Annotated in this window: 17 protein-coding genes; 8 read left to right on the forward strand and 9 right to left on the reverse strand. The window is 35.5% G+C overall.

Annotated features, from left to right (window positions below; translation table 11 throughout):
- Nucleotides 1-182: 182 nt before the first annotated feature.
- Nucleotides 183-1580 (reverse strand): nucleotide-binding domain-containing protein, encoded by a 1398-nt coding sequence (locus ACNQ0T_RS22610; protein ID WP_154964119.1) that lies wholly within the window; start codon nucleotides 1578-1580, stop codon nucleotides 183-185.
- On the reverse strand, nucleotides 1577-2230 hold the full coding sequence (locus ACNQ0T_RS22615) for a hypothetical protein (protein ID WP_048219814.1): 654 nt from the start codon (nucleotides 2228-2230) through the stop codon (nucleotides 1577-1579). The genes ACNQ0T_RS22610 and ACNQ0T_RS22615 overlap by 4 nt, the downstream gene beginning before the upstream one ends.
- 485 nt (nucleotides 2231-2715) lie before the next feature.
- Here ACNQ0T_RS22615 and ACNQ0T_RS22620 point away from each other — a divergent pair, with 485 nt between their 5' ends.
- The 4 genes from ACNQ0T_RS22620 (at nucleotide 2716) to bamE (ending at nucleotide 5811) form a co-directional block, all read left to right on the forward strand.
- Nucleotides 2716-3153, forward strand: coding sequence for a hypothetical protein (locus ACNQ0T_RS22620; RefSeq protein ID WP_024171541.1), 438 nt, complete (start codon nucleotides 2716-2718; stop codon nucleotides 3151-3153).
- A complete protein-coding gene (locus tag ACNQ0T_RS22625) occupies nucleotides 3122-4393 on the forward strand; it encodes a relaxase/mobilization nuclease domain-containing protein (RefSeq protein WP_410735858.1) in 1272 nt (423 codons plus the stop codon). Before ACNQ0T_RS22620 ends, ACNQ0T_RS22625 begins: the two co-directional genes overlap by 32 nt.
- A gap of 303 nt (nucleotides 4394-4696) precedes the next feature.
- On the forward strand, nucleotides 4697-5425 hold the full coding sequence (locus ACNQ0T_RS22630) for a hypothetical protein (protein WP_280103415.1): 729 nt from the start codon (nucleotides 4697-4699) through the stop codon (nucleotides 5423-5425).
- An 83-nt stretch (nucleotides 5426-5508) separates the two neighbouring features.
- A complete protein-coding gene (gene bamE, locus ACNQ0T_RS22635) occupies nucleotides 5509-5811 on the forward strand; it encodes an outer membrane protein assembly factor BamE domain-containing protein (protein ID WP_280103466.1) in 303 nt (100 codons plus the stop codon).
- A 72-nt stretch (nucleotides 5812-5883) separates the two neighbouring features.
- Here the strand turns inward: bamE and ACNQ0T_RS22640 are convergent, their stop codons facing one another.
- Complete coding sequence (locus ACNQ0T_RS22640) at nucleotides 5884-6297, reverse strand: hypothetical protein (protein WP_280103416.1); 414 nt, start codon at nucleotides 6295-6297, stop codon at nucleotides 5884-5886.
- A gap of 633 nt (nucleotides 6298-6930) precedes the next feature.
- Between ACNQ0T_RS22640 and ACNQ0T_RS22645 the strand changes: the two genes are divergently transcribed.
- The gene (locus tag ACNQ0T_RS22645; protein ID WP_280103417.1) at nucleotides 6931-7374 is read left to right on the forward strand and encodes a hypothetical protein; all 444 of its coding nucleotides are present in this window, start codon (nucleotides 6931-6933) and stop codon (nucleotides 7372-7374) included.
- Nucleotides 7375-7505: 131 nt separating this feature from the next.
- On the opposite strand, the gene ACNQ0T_RS22650 is transcribed toward ACNQ0T_RS22645, so the two are convergent.
- From ACNQ0T_RS22650 to ACNQ0T_RS22675, 6 genes are all read right to left on the reverse strand, one after another.
- Nucleotides 7506-7904 carry a hypothetical protein gene (locus tag ACNQ0T_RS22650; RefSeq protein ID WP_280103418.1) on the reverse strand — a complete coding sequence of 133 codons (399 nt, stop codon included), beginning with the start codon at nucleotides 7902-7904 and terminating at the stop codon, nucleotides 7506-7508.
- Nucleotides 7905-7919: 15 nt separating this feature from the next.
- Nucleotides 7920-9914, reverse strand: a complete 1995-nt coding sequence (locus ACNQ0T_RS22655) for an integrase (protein WP_280103419.1) — start codon at nucleotides 9912-9914, stop codon at nucleotides 7920-7922.
- Nucleotide 9915: 1 nt separating this feature from the next.
- The gene (locus tag ACNQ0T_RS22660) at nucleotides 9916-11451 is read right to left on the reverse strand and encodes a site-specific integrase (protein WP_280103420.1); all 1536 of its coding nucleotides are present in this window, start codon (nucleotides 11449-11451) and stop codon (nucleotides 9916-9918) included.
- Entirely contained in the window at nucleotides 11435-12658 is a 1224-nt protein-coding gene (locus ACNQ0T_RS22665) for a tyrosine-type recombinase/integrase (protein ID WP_333044995.1), read from the reverse strand. Before ACNQ0T_RS22665 ends, ACNQ0T_RS22660 begins: the two co-directional genes overlap by 17 nt.
- A gap of 300 nt (nucleotides 12659-12958) precedes the next feature.
- Entirely contained in the window at nucleotides 12959-13267 is a 309-nt protein-coding gene (locus tag ACNQ0T_RS22670) for a hypothetical protein (RefSeq protein WP_151390994.1), read from the reverse strand.
- A 14-nt stretch (nucleotides 13268-13281) separates the two neighbouring features.
- Nucleotides 13282-13488 (reverse strand): helix-turn-helix transcriptional regulator, encoded by a 207-nt coding sequence (locus ACNQ0T_RS22675; RefSeq protein ID WP_101739885.1) that lies wholly within the window; start codon nucleotides 13486-13488, stop codon nucleotides 13282-13284.
- A gap of 412 nt (nucleotides 13489-13900) precedes the next feature.
- On the opposite strand from ACNQ0T_RS22675, the gene ACNQ0T_RS22680 reads away from it, so the two are divergent.
- The 3 genes from ACNQ0T_RS22680 to ACNQ0T_RS22690 all read left to right on the forward strand — a co-directional run bounded on the left by ACNQ0T_RS22680 (nucleotide 13901) and on the right by ACNQ0T_RS22690 (nucleotide 16163).
- Nucleotides 13901-14659: a toll/interleukin-1 receptor domain-containing protein gene (locus tag ACNQ0T_RS22680; protein WP_146252134.1), complete on the forward strand. Its 759-nt coding sequence runs from the start codon at nucleotides 13901-13903 to the stop codon at nucleotides 14657-14659.
- A gap of 16 nt (nucleotides 14660-14675) precedes the next feature.
- Nucleotides 14676-15086, forward strand: coding sequence for a hypothetical protein (locus tag ACNQ0T_RS22685; protein WP_151390995.1), 411 nt, complete (start codon nucleotides 14676-14678; stop codon nucleotides 15084-15086).
- A 129-nt stretch (nucleotides 15087-15215) separates the two neighbouring features.
- Nucleotides 15216-16163 carry a toll/interleukin-1 receptor domain-containing protein gene (locus tag ACNQ0T_RS22690; RefSeq protein ID WP_151390996.1) on the forward strand — a complete coding sequence of 316 codons (948 nt, stop codon included), beginning with the start codon at nucleotides 15216-15218 and terminating at the stop codon, nucleotides 16161-16163.
- Nucleotides 16164-16256 lie beyond the last annotated feature (93 nt).

The raw sequence follows: 16256 nt of genomic DNA on the forward strand, positions 1-16256 counted from the left end.
ATATATACTTACGTGATTGAATACATGACAATAAACAATGGGATTATATCGTTCTTTATAGAATATATCCAAGAAACTTCAAGATTAACATTTCTTGGATATATATGGGATTCAATTTCAAACAAAACTTATATTTTTTATTTGGAAATATTATTTTGTAGTATTTGTAAATACCATCATAATTACTGTATAAATATACTACAAGGAACCTCTTTCTCAATCACTCTTCCGTTAGAGATCACAGAAACATACATAAGATGAAGTCCCTTGTATGAAGTTCTTTCTTTGTGGATAGCATGAAATACCCCATCTTCTTTCTCGTGAGCTTTTTTTATTATTTCAGTTTCATGATTGTCATAGTCGTGCTTTTTACTGGCTTCAATTCCATTATTTACAACACGAAATTTGAATTTAAGCGAATCATAGTTCTCTCCATAACCCTCAGAAAAAATAGCATGAAACTTAACCCATTTATTTTTTGGAATTACAGAGCCGCAACTTTTATAAGTTTTTTTATTTGAAAAACCAAACTCGTCGCTACTATATGTGATTTCAATTTTTATACGGGAGGATATAATACCATGAGGAAGAAGTGAAAAGTATTTTTCCTGATTAAGTAAATATTGACGATATCGCAATCTTTCTTTATTTTTAGAGGTGTAATCAATAACATATCTATCTGGTTCGTTATTTTTTATTTTGTAATCCAGATAATCTTTAATAGTAAGCCCTAATTTATTAACTAAACTTTCCCCAAGCATTATAGAATTTTTGGGTGCCTTGTGCTGTAATTTAGATGCTATATCTACATAGAATGATGTAGCAGTTACTTCATTAATGCCAGGGATACCATAGTTCCCCCACAACACATAATCACTTTCACCGATATCTATGCCAATTCTAATACCAATATTCTCATCAGCGACTTCTTTAATTTGTGGAACAACGATTTCATTCATTACCTCAATAAAGTATGCTGCGCAGTTAATAGCATCAATAGCACTATTTTCTAATGTATTACGGTTTTCATTTTCATTGCTTCGGAAGAAAGCCATAACAGCATCTCCCATAATTCTATGCACATGTCCATCAAATGCATTGATAGTCTCAATAAAACCGCTAATGATATTGTTTTTAAAAAGAAAAACATCAGATGGACTGTATGAAAGACCAAGTTTAGTCGAGCCTATAATATCCATAAACATGGTAACCACATACCCAAATTGCGTTATATTATTTGTCTCCAAATTTTTAAAGTCAGGATGTGTTCCAATCGCAGGCTCTTCCTCTCGATCAGGCTTACCAAAAGCTTCTCTTAGCCCACGGACAGCGTCATAATCTCTTAGTGGCGTAATACCATTTCTTACGACGGCACTTTCCGAATTCACACTTTCATACAATGTTTTATTAAAACTTTCCAAAGAAATGTCATTTGCATCTTCCCACACTGGTTCTAAATTTTCCATCCCAGCAGAGTCGAAGGATTTTTTTGTGAAAAAATTATAACTATCACTCTTATTTCTTTTAGCTATACTTTCCATGTCAGAGTTTAAATTTTTATATAAATTCTTAATACTCATTTTGTTTTTCTTCCTATAAGCAGCAAGTAATAAATGACACATACCATGAATACAATAATCAACAAAAGGAAAATAATGATAAGGCTTAAGACTATCACACTATTCTCTTCATTCTTGAATAACCCAAAAGATAATTCTACCCAAGGGATTGATATCGATATAAAAAAGGAAATGAGGGATAATTTCAAATATAGAATTGATCTTTTTTGCCCATTGTATTTTTTTATTAACCCATTGGACAAAGTGTAATTCAGAATTGCTAGTTGCTGCCCTAAATCTAAATATTTTGTCTCAGATAACTTATTGAAATAATCAATCCCATCTTTGTAGTAATGAACAATATCCACAAACGAGAAATTGTTCTCCTTTTCGCTTGCCTTAATAAATGGTGCTATTGAACCTAATGACTTGATAATAGAAGCAACATTCAATAAAACTCCTACTACTAAAAATAACATAAAGAAAAACAACGATAAATAACTTAATTCATAAAGTTTTTCAGGAAGCACCTTTGACAGATTAACTCCAACGATCGTCAATATGGCTGATGCCAATGTTAGCAATATGGTAGATTTAGTATTTGCATAGTTCAAATAGCTATCAGTTCTTGTTAATGACTTAATAATCAAATCAATTTTGTCTTTGTCCATTATATTCAGTCGCTTTTGTAAAATTGCCGAAATCGATTGACGATTGACATGAAAATATATGAGATAATTTATATTAACTTATAGCTTAGCGGAAAATATGTCAATATATTTCCTCGTTAACCCTTATTAATATAACCAATTAAAATCATATGGTTACACAAGCAAACAAGACTCACAACTTAGAATTAATAACCAAATGGAATATAATCGTATTTATATATAAAGAAATAATATATACCTATTGTTTTTGATTGTTAGTTATATTTTTTGAAGTTAAATAACTTTTCGGATACTAATTAAAAGCAAGGGCTAACTCATCGAAGCGCTACGCTGCTTCTTCGAGTTCCCCTTGTTTTTTTCGCCCTTCGGTTGAAAAAAATCAAAAGCAAAATCAAGACACTACATTGACATTATCCGAATCTATCATATAAATAAATTAAGCATAAGGAATATGCTTTTATTTAATTATATGAAAAGGAGTTCATATGGTCGAAAGTGATACTTTTAATAAGATCGTTGTAAGTAAGCATTCCCGTAATGGAAGCGTTAACGAAGCGAAGCTCTCATACAACCAGCTTCGTTCTCATTGCGTCAGTGTCAGATTAAATGATGAAGAGCTAACGCTTCTCAATGAGAAACGAGGTCGTCATCGTAAAGGCGAGTGGCTTCGCTTATCTTTGCTTAATAAACTCCCAGCTGTCGTTCCAGCCATCAATTTTGAAGCCTGGAAAACCCTTGGTGAGATTTCGCAGAAGCTAAACAAGCTTGTGGCTCATCTTGATAGCAAGAGCTATGAAAGCCCTCTGACGCAAACTGAACTCTTCGCCGTAAAGCGCCAGGTCTCAGAGCTTCGCTTGCATTTAATTACCGCTGACCTGTGGAGAGCTTCCCATGAAGGGGATGCAGAAGATAAAGCGAGGTAAGAACTTCGCTGGCGTAGTGTTTTATGCATTGAGGCCAGCTTCGCATCATAAAACCCCCCCATCAGTGATTGGTGGCAATATGGATGGAAGCAATGCCGGAGAGTTGATTGCAGAATTCAATGCGACTAAAGCGCTTCGCCCGGATCTCGCTAAGCCCGTCTGGCACAATTCGCTTCGCTTGCCGAAAAACGAAGCGCTGACAGATGCTCAGTGGTCAGAGATTGCTGATGATTACATGTCCCGAATGGGCTTCTCTGAAACGCACCTCAGATGCTATGTCCTCCATGATGATGCGGCCGGCCAGCACATCCATATCATCGCCAGTCGCATCGAACTCAGTTCGGGGAAGCTCTACTTAGGTAAAAATGAGAACCTTATCAGCACCCATATCATCCAGGATCTTGAACAAGACTACCAGCTAACAAGAACCAAAGGACCGAAAGCTTCTCCAGCAGCGTCCTCACCTACACCGAAGCTCAAAAAATCCCGTAATGAGATGATGATAGAAAAGAGAACTGGTGAGCTATGCCCAAAAGGATTCATCCAAAACGCCCTTAACGAACTGCTTGATACCAGGCAATCGATTACCGACTTCGTGCAACAGCTTGTGGCACAAAATATCAGGCCAATCCCTAACATTGCCTCTACTGGACGCATGAACGGCTTCTCATTCGAATACAACGGGATTGCTTTCAAAGCATCTCAATTGGGAAAAGGATATTCCTGGTCTGCATTGCAAAGCAGAATCGACTACCAACAGGAACGTGATAATGCTTTCCTGTTTAAACTGAAATCATCTGTCAGAGAAACATCTGTTGGTGCAACTCATGATATGGTCATAACTATAGATGCTCCTGAAACCACGACAGAATACGTTAACCGCCCCATAGAAGCACTTATCCTCGATAAACGAGCTGCTGGTCAGGACGAATACTCTATCGCTTCTGTCGAAGCGCTTCTCCCAGAAGCTGTTGCAACTAACAAAGAAGCGATAGCAACCGAAACGTTAAAAGTAGCGCCCAAGCGAAGCTATAGGGCTTCAACGTTCAGATGGTTAGAAACCATCCCCTATCTCAATACCATTATTACCATCTTCAAAAACCTCAAAATCCCAACCCTTAAACGCCCTCTAAAACACAAAACCATCACTGGCGTGAGAGTGATAGAGATAACGCCTCTCCCCAAAAAAAATCTTATTGTATCAGCACCTCAATCCAGAAGAGCTTCGCTTTCAATGTAGGGCTGGCAAGCCTTTTTTGATAGATACAGGTCAATTAATCGATCGTTTATACCGATCGATATCCTAGCGTTGATAGTCAATGCCTATCATTAATCTTTAATCGATCGGTACAAGTGATTTGCCTTTCTTACGAACTCAGTCAAAATGTCAATTTACAAGCACTCTCCTAACAGGCTGATTTATCTAGTCTATTTTATTATTATCTTTAACGTAGGTTTTGACATGACCAAACTCATCCTGATTTCAGTCCCTGATTTCTTCATACATCGAATATGACCTTCGCTTTTAATAAAAGGAATCTGTATGAGTATTTTCACTATGAGGCGGTTTTGGCTTGCGGTATCCCTTCCTGCACTTATCGCGTTATTCACAGGTAAAAGTGGATTGATTCTTACCGGAGTCGCCTGGATGCCTGTCAGTGCCTTGCTACTTATCTGGGCATTTTTAACATACAGACGTGATAATAAAGAAAAATCCGAACTGGCAAAAAACAGTTATCTTAGCGCTCAGAAAAAAGAAATCACTACGCCTAAATTTGAGTTCCAGAGTAAAACCTATACTTTCAAAGAAACTTTTTCAGGCACCGTTATCGATGTTTGTGATGGTCATATCTGGGTCAAAAATGCAGATGGAGTTGAAAAACGCTTTAAGATCCGCGATGTACATTTCAGAAAAGGTCATCACATCAGAAGGTACGCACTTGTTCAGTACATTAAGAATAGTGCATATCGAACAATTAATAACGCGCTTATCATTAATGACAGTACCAACAATAGAGAAATTACTGATTTTTCGGAGGATGTGTTCACACCATCTTATTTTACACCTGTTAACATTATTCTTTACATTATCTTATTTGTTTCTTTTTGCGTATGGGCGTTCACACTAAATTACGGATACGTCATTCTTTCTGCATTAGCTCTAATTTATTTCTTAAGAAAAAGAACAAAAAGAAATTGTCAAAAATTTAGAGCTGAAGTCCATCAGATTGCAAACAGACTTGACAATAAAGAACTAACAACTATTGAATAGGCAATTATTATATGAAAAAAATCATCATCACAACATTAGTATCTCTGGCTCTGGTCGGTTGTTCTTCCGTTGGTAATCAGTCATTGAAAAATGAAACACAAGAAAGCGTGAAGTCGAAGATTGTGAAAGGTAAAACCACAAAGGAAGATGTATTGGCTTCCTTCGGTGAGCCTGACAGCCGGTCCCTCATTGACGGTGAAGAGCAGTGGTCTTACACAATGTATAACAGCCAATCAAAGGCAACATCTTTTATCCCTGTAATTGGATTGTTAGCTGGCGGCGCTGACACACAATCAAGCTCTCTCACCATCATGTTTAAAGGAGAGAAAGTAGATTCCTACGTTTTTAATGCCGGGAAAAGCAATGTCAAAACAGGTATTTTTTAAGTAAAAGAAAAGTCCAATATCAGGAAATTATTTGTATTAGCCCATAGTGAAACTACGGGCTTTTTATAAAAATCACAATCCATACTTCCTTTTTTTTGCCATTTTATCCAGTTCCTTTTTTAATGGCTTCGACTCATACTTCTTCTTTTCATAAAGATAAATTCGTTCTGTGCGACTGCCATTCTCGACTATGAAATTGATAAGAGAAGAACAGACTCGCTTCATACGTTCTTTATCAAGAAGATCATCCTCTAACTTATTAATATAGCTATAGTACGATAACAACAAAAAAGTTAACACAACTTCTCTATTAGAAAAAGTCAGATTTTCTATCTCATTTTTATATTTGATATAAAATCCTGCGCAAAACAAGTAAGACTTCTCTGTGATTTCTTTTTCGGAGAAACCAGATTCAACCAGCTTATCGACAAATCGGTCCAGAAGAAGGAGGTATCTTTCCATCAAATTTATATTTGCTTTATTCATAGTATGCATCCTTGCATTAGTTGTTGTCATCCTGACAATTTAATATTTAAATTTTTTATCAAAGTTGTCAATGCCTTAAGACATAAAATTATAACTATATTCATGGTCATAGTTAATATCCCTCCCAAGCTTGACGTTATCAAAAAACACAGAAATACTACAACTCAAAAACAAAAAAACCTAAGCATAGAGTAAAATATAACGCAATAAAAACACCCCACCAGAAATATTTTGAAGTCTGATCTTTTGGTGCTAACCAGTCAGCAAAATCTCGGCATATGATGGATAGTGGGATACAAAGTAAGTATTTGAGATTATCTATATATATACTATATTTCGCTATAGTAAGAAATGAGATCATAACAAGCAAAGAAAACCAATATCTGTAACTTATCTTATATATCCTCACCATCCTTTCCTTATAATCACACACTACGCACCTCCAAATTATTATATTAATACCTTCCATTACTTATCATATAAAAATTAACTTATCAAATATACTTGTTGTTTTTTAATAAGTAAAATGGGAGGTGATGAAAGTATTGAAATAAATAGTGAAAATTCGGTTGTTAACAAGATTATTCTTCGTTAAAATCTGAGTTTCTTACACACTATTGCATGGATACTCAAATGAAACCCTCATATGATGAGCCTAAAATCAAACCAAAAAATAAAATAAATTTAGAAAATAAAAACGATAAAGAAAAGTCATCAGTTGAAAATAAAACCACAGACGATAAAGCAAGCAGGTATGGAATTTCTGCCTGGACTGTTTTCACAGTAATACTACTGGTCATTGCAGTTTATCAATATTATGCTTTCGATAAAACATTGCATGCTTCATCACTAACATTTCTTGTCGCGTTTGTATATGCTCTACATCGAATATTGAATGTTTCAAACAAGATAAATAAATATGATGAAAATCACTTCATCATCCGTTTATTTCGTGCAAAGAAAATATTATTTAAAGCAAAAAAACTGGTAAACTGGCTTGAAACCATTAAAACGTGGCAAAGATTCATCATCTTTTTCTCATTTTTTATCATTGGATATCTGTTAATGATAATGTAGAAGTAATACAAAGCCTCAACATCCGCTGAGGCTTTAAGTTGCTATATTCTCGTGTTTTACTACCCGCAGTATAAATTCAAAAATCGAAAATATTATATGATGATCCCCTAATTTACTCATTTTATAAAACATCAAAGTCTGTCGATAGTCGGCATATCTTCATTTAGCTGATGTTCTTTCAAACCATATTTGTATGAATTATATTGCCATCGGATGAACTGCTCTTTTAAGTTCTTATTTATCTCTTCCAGATGGTAAAGCTGTTTTTCTAAACTAGAAATTCTGGCGGCTGCTATCTTCAAATTCGCCGGACGCCTGATGGCATTGTCTGTAGCTCTGATGCCTTTCTTCCTGATCTGGTATGCCGCAACGATGTCCTTATTCATATTTAGAGACTGTCTTGTCGGCTTCTTACCAATCAATGATTCGACAGCCGCACATATCCCATCCCAGGTGATTTTATCTTCATCCCACTGCACAATCACATTTATTATTATCGCTATATCGTTTTTATTCAGATGTCTTGCCATATATATTCTCCAGTTTTAATTTATATAATTAGTATTCCCTTTGTTTTCGATATTTTCAAATTTATTTAGTACTCGCCCCAATTGAGTAAAACTTTCACCTCCCAGTTTTATTCGTGAACCATCGGGGATCGCATCGTCGGAAAGAATTGAGATAAGTTCTCTCAATCGTGATAGCGTCGATTCATGATGCTTAACCCAGCGGTCAGCACCAAGCTCTTCTTCCGTCATCGACTCTTTTGCTTTGGATAGAAGCCTTTCAGTCATATTTAACCTCTCTTTGAGCCTCTGGAGCTTATCCTCTTCCCCCTTTTCGCAGACCTGTTCGTTGCAGTTGATACAATCCCTGAACTTTTCACAGGGACTCATCATGTAGTCATGGACGCAATACCCATATTCAGTGACATGAATGGCACCGTGTTCCCATAGATTAAGCATTCCCGGCGTTACAGGGAGGTTCGGTTCCACTGAATCGATCATGAAGGCTTGTGAACCGATGGAACTGATATCCAGTTCTTCGGCTTTACGAAGCATTTCGTCTTCAGATACATGGTTATAAACTTTGTTCTGGGAAACCTTCGCGCGGCCAGACCATTTGGCTATATCCAGGTTAGACATCCCGTTTCGTTGAGCGATGGTGTTAAGCAAATGGCGAGGTTGATGGGTTTTCAAATGTAGAGGTATTCCATCAGTACCGACATAGCCATGTCGGGAAAAAATATTTTCAAAACTACGATTTGCATGTTCTGAAGGAAAAACATCCCCCATAACAAAACCTTTCAATTTCCACTGTAGTTCATAGAAGATAGTAAATTTTCTCTTATCTAATTGATGTCTACTCAACAAGCAGAGAGCATTACTATATTTGATGCCTTTTTTCTTGTCAAACCATGGGAAATTTACAGGTAGTTTTTTTAAAATTATTTTCCATAATGAGTTAATGGTATAAGTCTTTTGACCATCGTAGAAATCCAGCCTCGATAATGTTTTTTTGACACTAGGGCAAAAACCTAAAACAGAAGCGATTTGTGCAGGCTCTAAAATTTTATCATGGTGAATATCTGGCATAGCATCATGTTGATAGAAACTGTCAGGGTTTTCTTCAGCCCACTTAGCAAAGCTACGAGCTTGGTGTGAAAGTTTTTTAAGCCTCGCTATCGCTTTTTTGGCGACAGGTACCATTGGTTCAGGTATCCATTTTATATCTGCCCCATATCCTTTATGCGAGTAAAATCTTAATCCATATCTTTCAACTCCTTTAGAGTCTTTTTCAGTAACTTCACAATCATAAGGAAGCGCAAGGATTTCGGAAATCCTACTCGGTGCACACATCAATAAAGAAAATACTGATGTGGTAAATTTATCTCTTTCAGTTAGTTCTTCATCGGGCAATGAGAAAATCTCAGCTATGGCATTTAGAGAAGTTTCATTAGGAAGTTTACTCAGTCGAGCTTTTTCGGCTTCTTTAGATACACGGCTTGCGAGTTCAGGTCCTTTTAAAGGAGTTGTCCAAAATAAACGTCCATTTTTAAGCATCCCCTTTTCCCCGAGGAATTCAACAAGTATCTGAAGTTTTCGTCCATAGTTATACGCAGGACTTCCACTGTAAGATTGCATGATTATATTGGCACACTCATCCAGGACAATTGTATTTATTTGGGTAACATCGGCATTTTTGTTAACCTGAAGTAACGCTCTTTCAAGAACTCTCAATACAGCGATAGAAGCTTCACGAATTCCTTTTGATGGGCTTTGCATATATTGATACTTGACATAGGCTTTGGCAAATTCGACAAATTCGCTATCCAGCCATTTACTATCATTATTAGAACTGTAAATCTTCTCATGCATCTTACAGAATATAGCAATCCCTTTCCATTCGTTATACTCCCATTCAATATTACTATCTAACATGACAAGGTCATTTTTACAAAAATTGATGAATTCTTTTAAGTTCTTTGAAGCATCTAAATAATTTTTCGATCTAAATAGTATTACATTATCATTTGTCATATTATTTCATCCCCTGTTCTATTTTTCTAATATCCGCACATTTTTTAATTACCTGATTGACAGCAAGTGTTGTTCTGTCAAGTGACTGCGTTACATTCCTGTCCTTTGTTATGCTGTATATTCTTTCCCTTTCACTAATCAAGTGTTGATAGACTTTTTCATGTGGTCCTGTCAGCCAAGGGGTAAAATTCATGCAAGTATAACAAGGAATAGGAACTCCCGCTGAACACGAAGAACAGTGCTGACAACTTCCTGTATCCTCACCATCATGACTTTTTATTTTTACAGATGGTGTGATTTCATATTCTATTTCTTCTTTTCTTTTAACCTGTCCTTTAAAGGCATCCGAAATATCTGCCAGGGCTTCGCCCATCGCCAGATCGATTTTGTAAGCGTTATCCGCATTATTCTGAACATAAACACCGACATTAGTCGTTGTTGAATGGTCAAGAAGCTCTGCAATGATAACCTCACCATAACCTTCTTTTGCTGCCCTTGTTCCAATCGTATAGCGAAATCGCCTTGAGTTAACGTGTAAGATCTTTCCTGTTCTTGCAGATATTACCTTCTCTTTATCTACAATTTCTTTTATTGTTTTTGTTAAAGTACCAAGGTATGGATGTAATATGTCAGTTTTTAATATTCTATCTAAACCAACACTAATATCATTTGTAATAAGGCTGTGTTCACATATAAAAACAGGAGTATCTTTAGTTTCTTCTATAGTGAGTTCCCTGCCGATGAAGGATGATAAAATCGTCATTGAATTTTTAGCCTGAAGGCAGATCAGATCATAAAGTTCTTTGGTGATGCGAAAGGATCTAAAACTTGATCTAAAACCCTCTCTCTGTTTAACCCTGGGGATGTTAATAAGATAGTAATCCTCACCTGTATTATCTTTCACTTTCATAATATCTTTTGTCTTCATATGAAGTATTTGAAGAGGTCTGCGTCCTGTATGACTAATCAGAAGGGCCATAGCTAACATAAAAAGTGAAATTGTTTCCTTTTCAAATGCTCTTATTGCTGCATCATTAAAACTTTGAAGCTCTAAATCAGTTAATGGTCCCTGTTCAGGATCTCTTCTCTTTACGACATCACCATTAACAACTTTGGGTAAAACCCATCCATTTATTATCTCCAAAGCCTCATGACTTATTCCTTCATATCCTAAATCACACCATTTTTGGAAGAACACTTTTATTCTGCTCAGGAAATAACCGTTATCTTTGTATTTATTTTTAAAATTTATGATAATGGCTTTATCTATATACGAACAATTTTCTGATTTAATGAACTTTAGAAAGTTACCACTCAATGATGTTGTATAAACCGCACTCATATTCGTTGCAAAATATAAAAGAGTTTTCAAATAGCCTTCTCTTAAATTTTCATGGATAACATCTTTAACGGACTTTGTATTCACTTGGTAGTTTCTATCGAGAATCCAATAGTCATCATCTACTGAAAACGAATACCCGTCAGCCGTTGCTAAATATGATTCATTTCTTATAGATTGTTTATTCCTTACTTTCATTATTATTTCCCTTATTAGTAATTGATTCCTGTAGTAATAGCGCTGCTTTTTCTGCCTTATTCTGAATATGTCTTAAATTATACAATCTGGCGGTTCCTGAACCTTTCGACCATCCCATAAGTGATGAACGTATGTTTTCTTGTTCACTTTCATTTAAAGTAGAGGACATTTCATCGAGTTTTTTGGAGAACTCATAATTCCATGTATGTCGTAGTTTATGCCCTGTCAGGTTGTTGAGTTCAGGAACTATCTCTCTAATAGCAGCTATCGCTTTGTGGTAAGCCATAGAAGATAATGGAGCCCCCTGACTTGGACCTGACTTATGAGTAACGAATACATACTCATGCTTTCTTGCATTTTTGAATGTTCTACGAATATTAGTGATGTAATATCGTAGTTCTTTTGCCAACTGTTGTGACAAAGGAAGCTTCCTCTCAAATGTTTTAACTAATGGCTGTTTTACACGAGGATCGGCCTTATTATCCGCTCTGCGGCGTATAGCCACACTCGAATCGCTAAAATTTATATCACTAATACGGATATTAAGAAGCTCTCCAGACCTAATACCTAACAGGTAGAGCATTAGTATAATTAACCTGTTTCTATATTGAACGTCCTCTTTGAAAGGATTCTTTTCGGAACCAACTTTTATGGTTTCAAATAGTAAAGTTATCTGAGTATCGTTGAGGGATTTTCCTTTTTTTATTAATCGGTCTTTGCTCCTTATCCTTGGTCTTCTTGCTTTAAGCTTTTCTACAAGATCTTTAACCTCACGACCTCTGTGATTTGATGTATTTAATAAAATTTTACCTAACCAACATATGTAGTTTACTATGTGGGTTAATCTAAAATATTTTGTATGATTACTTACCACACTCTTTTCTTTGATCTTATAAGGTAAAGTCTTTTTGAGTCTTGCTTTCTTCTCACAATGGTCCCTCAGAGCATCTATTTCATGAATAGCAAGATTCTCTCCTGATCGGAGTCGCTCCTCTATATCAATATTCCTTTCAGAAAGAAAATTATAGAATAAAGAGATAGCACCAGCAACGAGTTCTACTGTAGATATAGAATCACTTCTGTTTCTGACCTGAGTAGTTATATATAACGTTGGATAATACAATGGAACCATGGTTTCTTTATCTATTATCAGACAATATCTTTCCCCACTATTCATAATAAATGTATTTATACCTGTTTTTTTCATTAATCCTCCAGTTATTTACAATCATATATATCTCTAACATATTGATTTTTAGTTTTCAAAAATAATTTACACTTAAATAGTGACGACACTGAAAATTAGTGTCGTCTCACGTATTAATTTACTCATTAATAATTAACTATACATAATATTAATTCTATATACCTGATACTAACTTTCTCATCTCAATACATTACTAATAAAGCACATGAAATATTTTTGTAAATAGCTTAGTGAAAATAAATATGTTTTACCCCTTAAATTTTACTTTTTTAAACATCCAATAAACTCGTTAACATTATATCAAACAGGCATTCCTGACTTATAATAGATAATAGTTCTTGCCAGTGCTTCTACTTCATCTCTTGACTGAATGATCTTAAACCAAAAATCAAAAACAGAAATCTGTTCAAGCATGTCCAGCTCGCTAATTTCATCCAACACACCTTGCATTTCGGCAACAAAGAAGTAGCTTAACCATTCAATATACTTCTCATTCTCTTCTGTTAGTTCAATCTCTTCAACATAGTCAACATAAAAAATATCCTCAAAGATACCATCACTGATGATACCTCCATAGTTTTCAAATTTTGTAAAGTCATTAATTTTCATTTTCTCTCTCCTATTCAGGCAACATTTTTTCTGGTCGTTGCAATAACTGACTGAATCCAGTCTTCAACTTCACTTTCAACAAAAGCAACAGCACGAAGCCCAATCTTCACTGGCTGCGGAAAACGCCCTTCACTGATGAGACGATAGATCCACGCTTTACCGTAGCCTGTACGTTTAAGAACTTCTGGTAGACGGATAAGACGGGTTGGTTGATTTTTCATTTTGTTTTCCCCTTGTCGTTGCGATGAAGCCACTATACGACTAGTCGGGAAAAGAAAGGAGTGAGCCTCCTGAGGCGGGGTTTCTCCACTTCTATGCTAGATGAGGTTCTCGAAGTTGGCGCTACTCGGAACCGAAGAACTTCATGTTACCTGAACTTCCCCGTCTGAACACTACCAGCAGAGTTGAGCTTATCGTGAGTGGGTAACCGTGAGACACTATAGGCGGTACGTCCCCATAAGCATCTATTGTGTGCCTGGACAGGACATTCCACACTTCTGCTTATTTGCCCATAATCTGCATGCCACTACAATGATCATCATGTAGCAGAAATGAAAAAAATCACCAGAATGAGCTTTTTTTATATCCTTCACTAAAGGATAATTAGTTGAATTGAAAGCGTAATGGGGGGAGATGATGTACAGAGCATACAGCTTAAGAGTAGATGATGATACTTTTAGTGGATATTTATCAGATGGTGAAGCCGTAAAAAGAGCAAATAATTATGCTGCTCAAGGTGGACTTGATGCATTTTTTGATGGTGATGGAAATCTAATCGCAACAAAAATAATTGAAGACTGGTTTCCAAAAATGAAAGCAGATGTCTTTATATCCCACTCACATAAAGATGAAGCGCTTGCAATACAACTAGCAGGATGGCTCAAGGATAAACTAGGTGTTTCATCGTTCATTGACTCTTGTGTCTGGGGTTATTCCCCAGAACTCTTGAAAAAGCTGGATAAAAATTTCTGCCTTAAAGAGAGTGGTTACTATGACTATGATAGAAGAAACATCACTAATGGCCATGTGAATATGATGTTGGCTACTTCACTTACAAAGATGATTGATCAATGTGAGTGCATCATTTTCTTGAATACTCCTAACTCAATTTCATGCAAAGGATGTATAGAGAGTGATGGAACTAAATCACCTTGGATTTATGCGGAAATAGAAGCGACTAGATTGCTTAGAAAAAATACGCCAGAAAGAAGAAGGACGCTGGTTAAAGCTTCTACAGAAGGGGGAGTTATCGTTATGGATGAAGCTATATCAGTAAAGTATGACTTAGATTTAAAACATCTTCTCCTTTTAGATAAGAGCCAGATTCTTAAGTTGCATAATAGTGGCAAGACAGGAACAGATGCTTTAGACTTCCTGTATGACAGCATTTGAATGATTTGGAGGTTGTATGGATGAGAAAATTGCGCACCTTAGTTTCATCCAGGGTGTAATCAACAGAATGGGTAGCAACAGTTTTATGATCAAGGGTTGGTGTATTGCCTTGGTTGCTGCAATCTTTGCATTGTCTGCTGATAAAGCAAATTCAAGCTTTGCATATCTTGCTCTCTTTCCTCTAATTATTTTTTGGGGATTAGATTCATTTTTTCTTCGTCAAGAAAAGATGTATAGAAAATTGTACGAAGACGTCGCAAATGAAAATGTGAAAAGTGACAATTTCACAATGAATGCTTCAGCTTATAGTAAAGATATTGGTTGCTATTTAGAAGTGGCATTTTCTAAAACACTGCTCCCATTTTATGGGGCCATGATTGTAATGATATTAATTTTCATGTGGAAAGTTTTAGAATTATTTAAGTAGTAAGAAAAGCACCCTCGGGTGCTTTTCTCGTTTTTGCTCTGTTTACTTCAGTATCAGTATAGTCTCATACTGCTTATTTATAATCGCCTGCTTGATAGTAGGTTCAATTATTATTTAACAGGAATAGATATGTTACACAAGTTTAATGTTAAAATTGATGAAGATAGTCTCCGTAGGCATCTACAAAACAGCGACCTGAATGTTTTAGAGTCGCTCATTTACAACAACAAAAAAGACGACATTGTAAATAAAATAAAATCGATAGCTGTTGTTGATGATGAAAAGAAGGAAGTTAAAATAAAACATGAAGATATATTAAATGATTGGTTTCCTGAGTCAGGATGCCATATTTTTCTATCACACAGCCATCAAGATAAAAATATCGCTATAAAAATAGCAAACCATTTATACCAAAATTACAAAATCAAAACTTTCATAGATTCTGATTTCTGGCAGTTTGTTGATGATGCCATTAATGAGATAAATAATGAGTATTCAAAGTGCCCCTCACCACAAGACCATCTTCTAAGATATGATAGCTGCTTGATGGTAGGGACTAATTTTTATCTTACGTTATCAAATGCTTTAATGGATGCAATTGATAAAAGTGATTGCTGCCTATTCCTTAACACAGAAAAATCCATTAAAAAAATAGGGACAGAGGTAGAGGCCACATATTCCCCTTGGATATATACTGAACTCAATATTCTGGAAAAAATACGAATAAATCCACATAAGGATAGAAATTTAGTTTTTTCTGCGGGGATGGAAGATATGGGAATAGAATTGGAAAAGGCTCTTGCATCCAATTCTAAAGTAACTACAGAAAGTTATAAATTTAGCGTTGAGTATGTAGTAGACCCAAGTTTTAAATTATCAACTATAGACTCAGATACTTTTGGTTTAATTCTGTCATCACCATGTGTTGTTGTGCCAAATTATGAAAGTAAAAACAATGTAATCACATCAACACACATGAGCACCGATCTTCAGATCATAACAGAAAAAATTATGGCAATAAATTACTTGGATAGGTTGTACGATTTTATTTTCAGCAAGCTTCCAAAAGTAATTTGATCTATTTATTATAAATTAATCTCAATTCCTAGATTGTTTAAGAGTCCTATTGTTTATAGGCCTCTTACCTACCTTCAATATATAGATAAATAC

The sequence above is a fragment of the Enterobacter cloacae complex sp.6700776 genome (assembly GCF_048284255.1).
GTDB classification, from domain to species: Bacteria; Pseudomonadota; Gammaproteobacteria; order Enterobacterales; family Enterobacteriaceae; genus Enterobacter; species Enterobacter intestinihominis.

Bases quoted from the DNA above. Each gene is read 5' to 3' on its own strand.
- ACNQ0T_RS22610 (WP_154964119.1), bottom strand. From the start codon at position 1,580: ATGAGTATTAAGAATTTATATAAAAATTTAAACTCTGACATGGAAAGT.
- ACNQ0T_RS22615 (WP_048219814.1), bottom strand. From the start codon at position 2,230: ATGGACAAAGACAAAATTGATTTGATTATTAAGTCATTAACAAGAACT.
- ACNQ0T_RS22620 (WP_024171541.1), top strand. From the start codon at position 2,716: ATGGTCGAAAGTGATACTTTTAATAAGATCGTTGTAAGTAAGCATTCC.
- ACNQ0T_RS22625 (WP_410735858.1), top strand. From the start codon at position 3,122: ATGAAGGGGATGCAGAAGATAAAGCGAGGTAAGAACTTCGCTGGCGTA.
- ACNQ0T_RS22630 (WP_280103415.1), top strand. From the start codon at position 4,697: ATGAGTATTTTCACTATGAGGCGGTTTTGGCTTGCGGTATCCCTTCCT.
- ACNQ0T_RS22640 (WP_280103416.1), bottom strand. From the start codon at position 6,297: ATGAATAAAGCAAATATAAATTTGATGGAAAGATACCTCCTTCTTCTG.
- ACNQ0T_RS22645 (WP_280103417.1), top strand. From the start codon at position 6,931: ATGAAACCCTCATATGATGAGCCTAAAATCAAACCAAAAAATAAAATA.
- ACNQ0T_RS22650 (WP_280103418.1), bottom strand. From the start codon at position 7,904: ATGGCAAGACATCTGAATAAAAACGATATAGCGATAATAATAAATGTG.
- ACNQ0T_RS22655 (WP_280103419.1), bottom strand. From the start codon at position 9,914: ATGACAAATGATAATGTAATACTATTTAGATCGAAAAATTATTTAGAT.
- ACNQ0T_RS22660 (WP_280103420.1), bottom strand. From the start codon at position 11,451: ATGAAAGTAAGGAATAAACAATCTATAAGAAATGAATCATATTTAGCA.
- ACNQ0T_RS22665 (WP_333044995.1), bottom strand. From the start codon at position 12,658: ATGAAAAAAACAGGTATAAATACATTTATTATGAATAGTGGGGAAAGA.
- ACNQ0T_RS22670 (WP_151390994.1), bottom strand. From the start codon at position 13,267: ATGAAAATTAATGACTTTACAAAATTTGAAAACTATGGAGGTATCATC.
- ACNQ0T_RS22675 (WP_101739885.1), bottom strand. From the start codon at position 13,488: ATGAAAAATCAACCAACCCGTCTTATCCGTCTACCAGAAGTTCTTAAA.
- ACNQ0T_RS22680 (WP_146252134.1), top strand. From the start codon at position 13,901: ATGATGTACAGAGCATACAGCTTAAGAGTAGATGATGATACTTTTAGT.
- ACNQ0T_RS22685 (WP_151390995.1), top strand. From the start codon at position 14,676: ATGGATGAGAAAATTGCGCACCTTAGTTTCATCCAGGGTGTAATCAAC.
- ACNQ0T_RS22690 (WP_151390996.1), top strand. From the start codon at position 15,216: ATGTTACACAAGTTTAATGTTAAAATTGATGAAGATAGTCTCCGTAGG.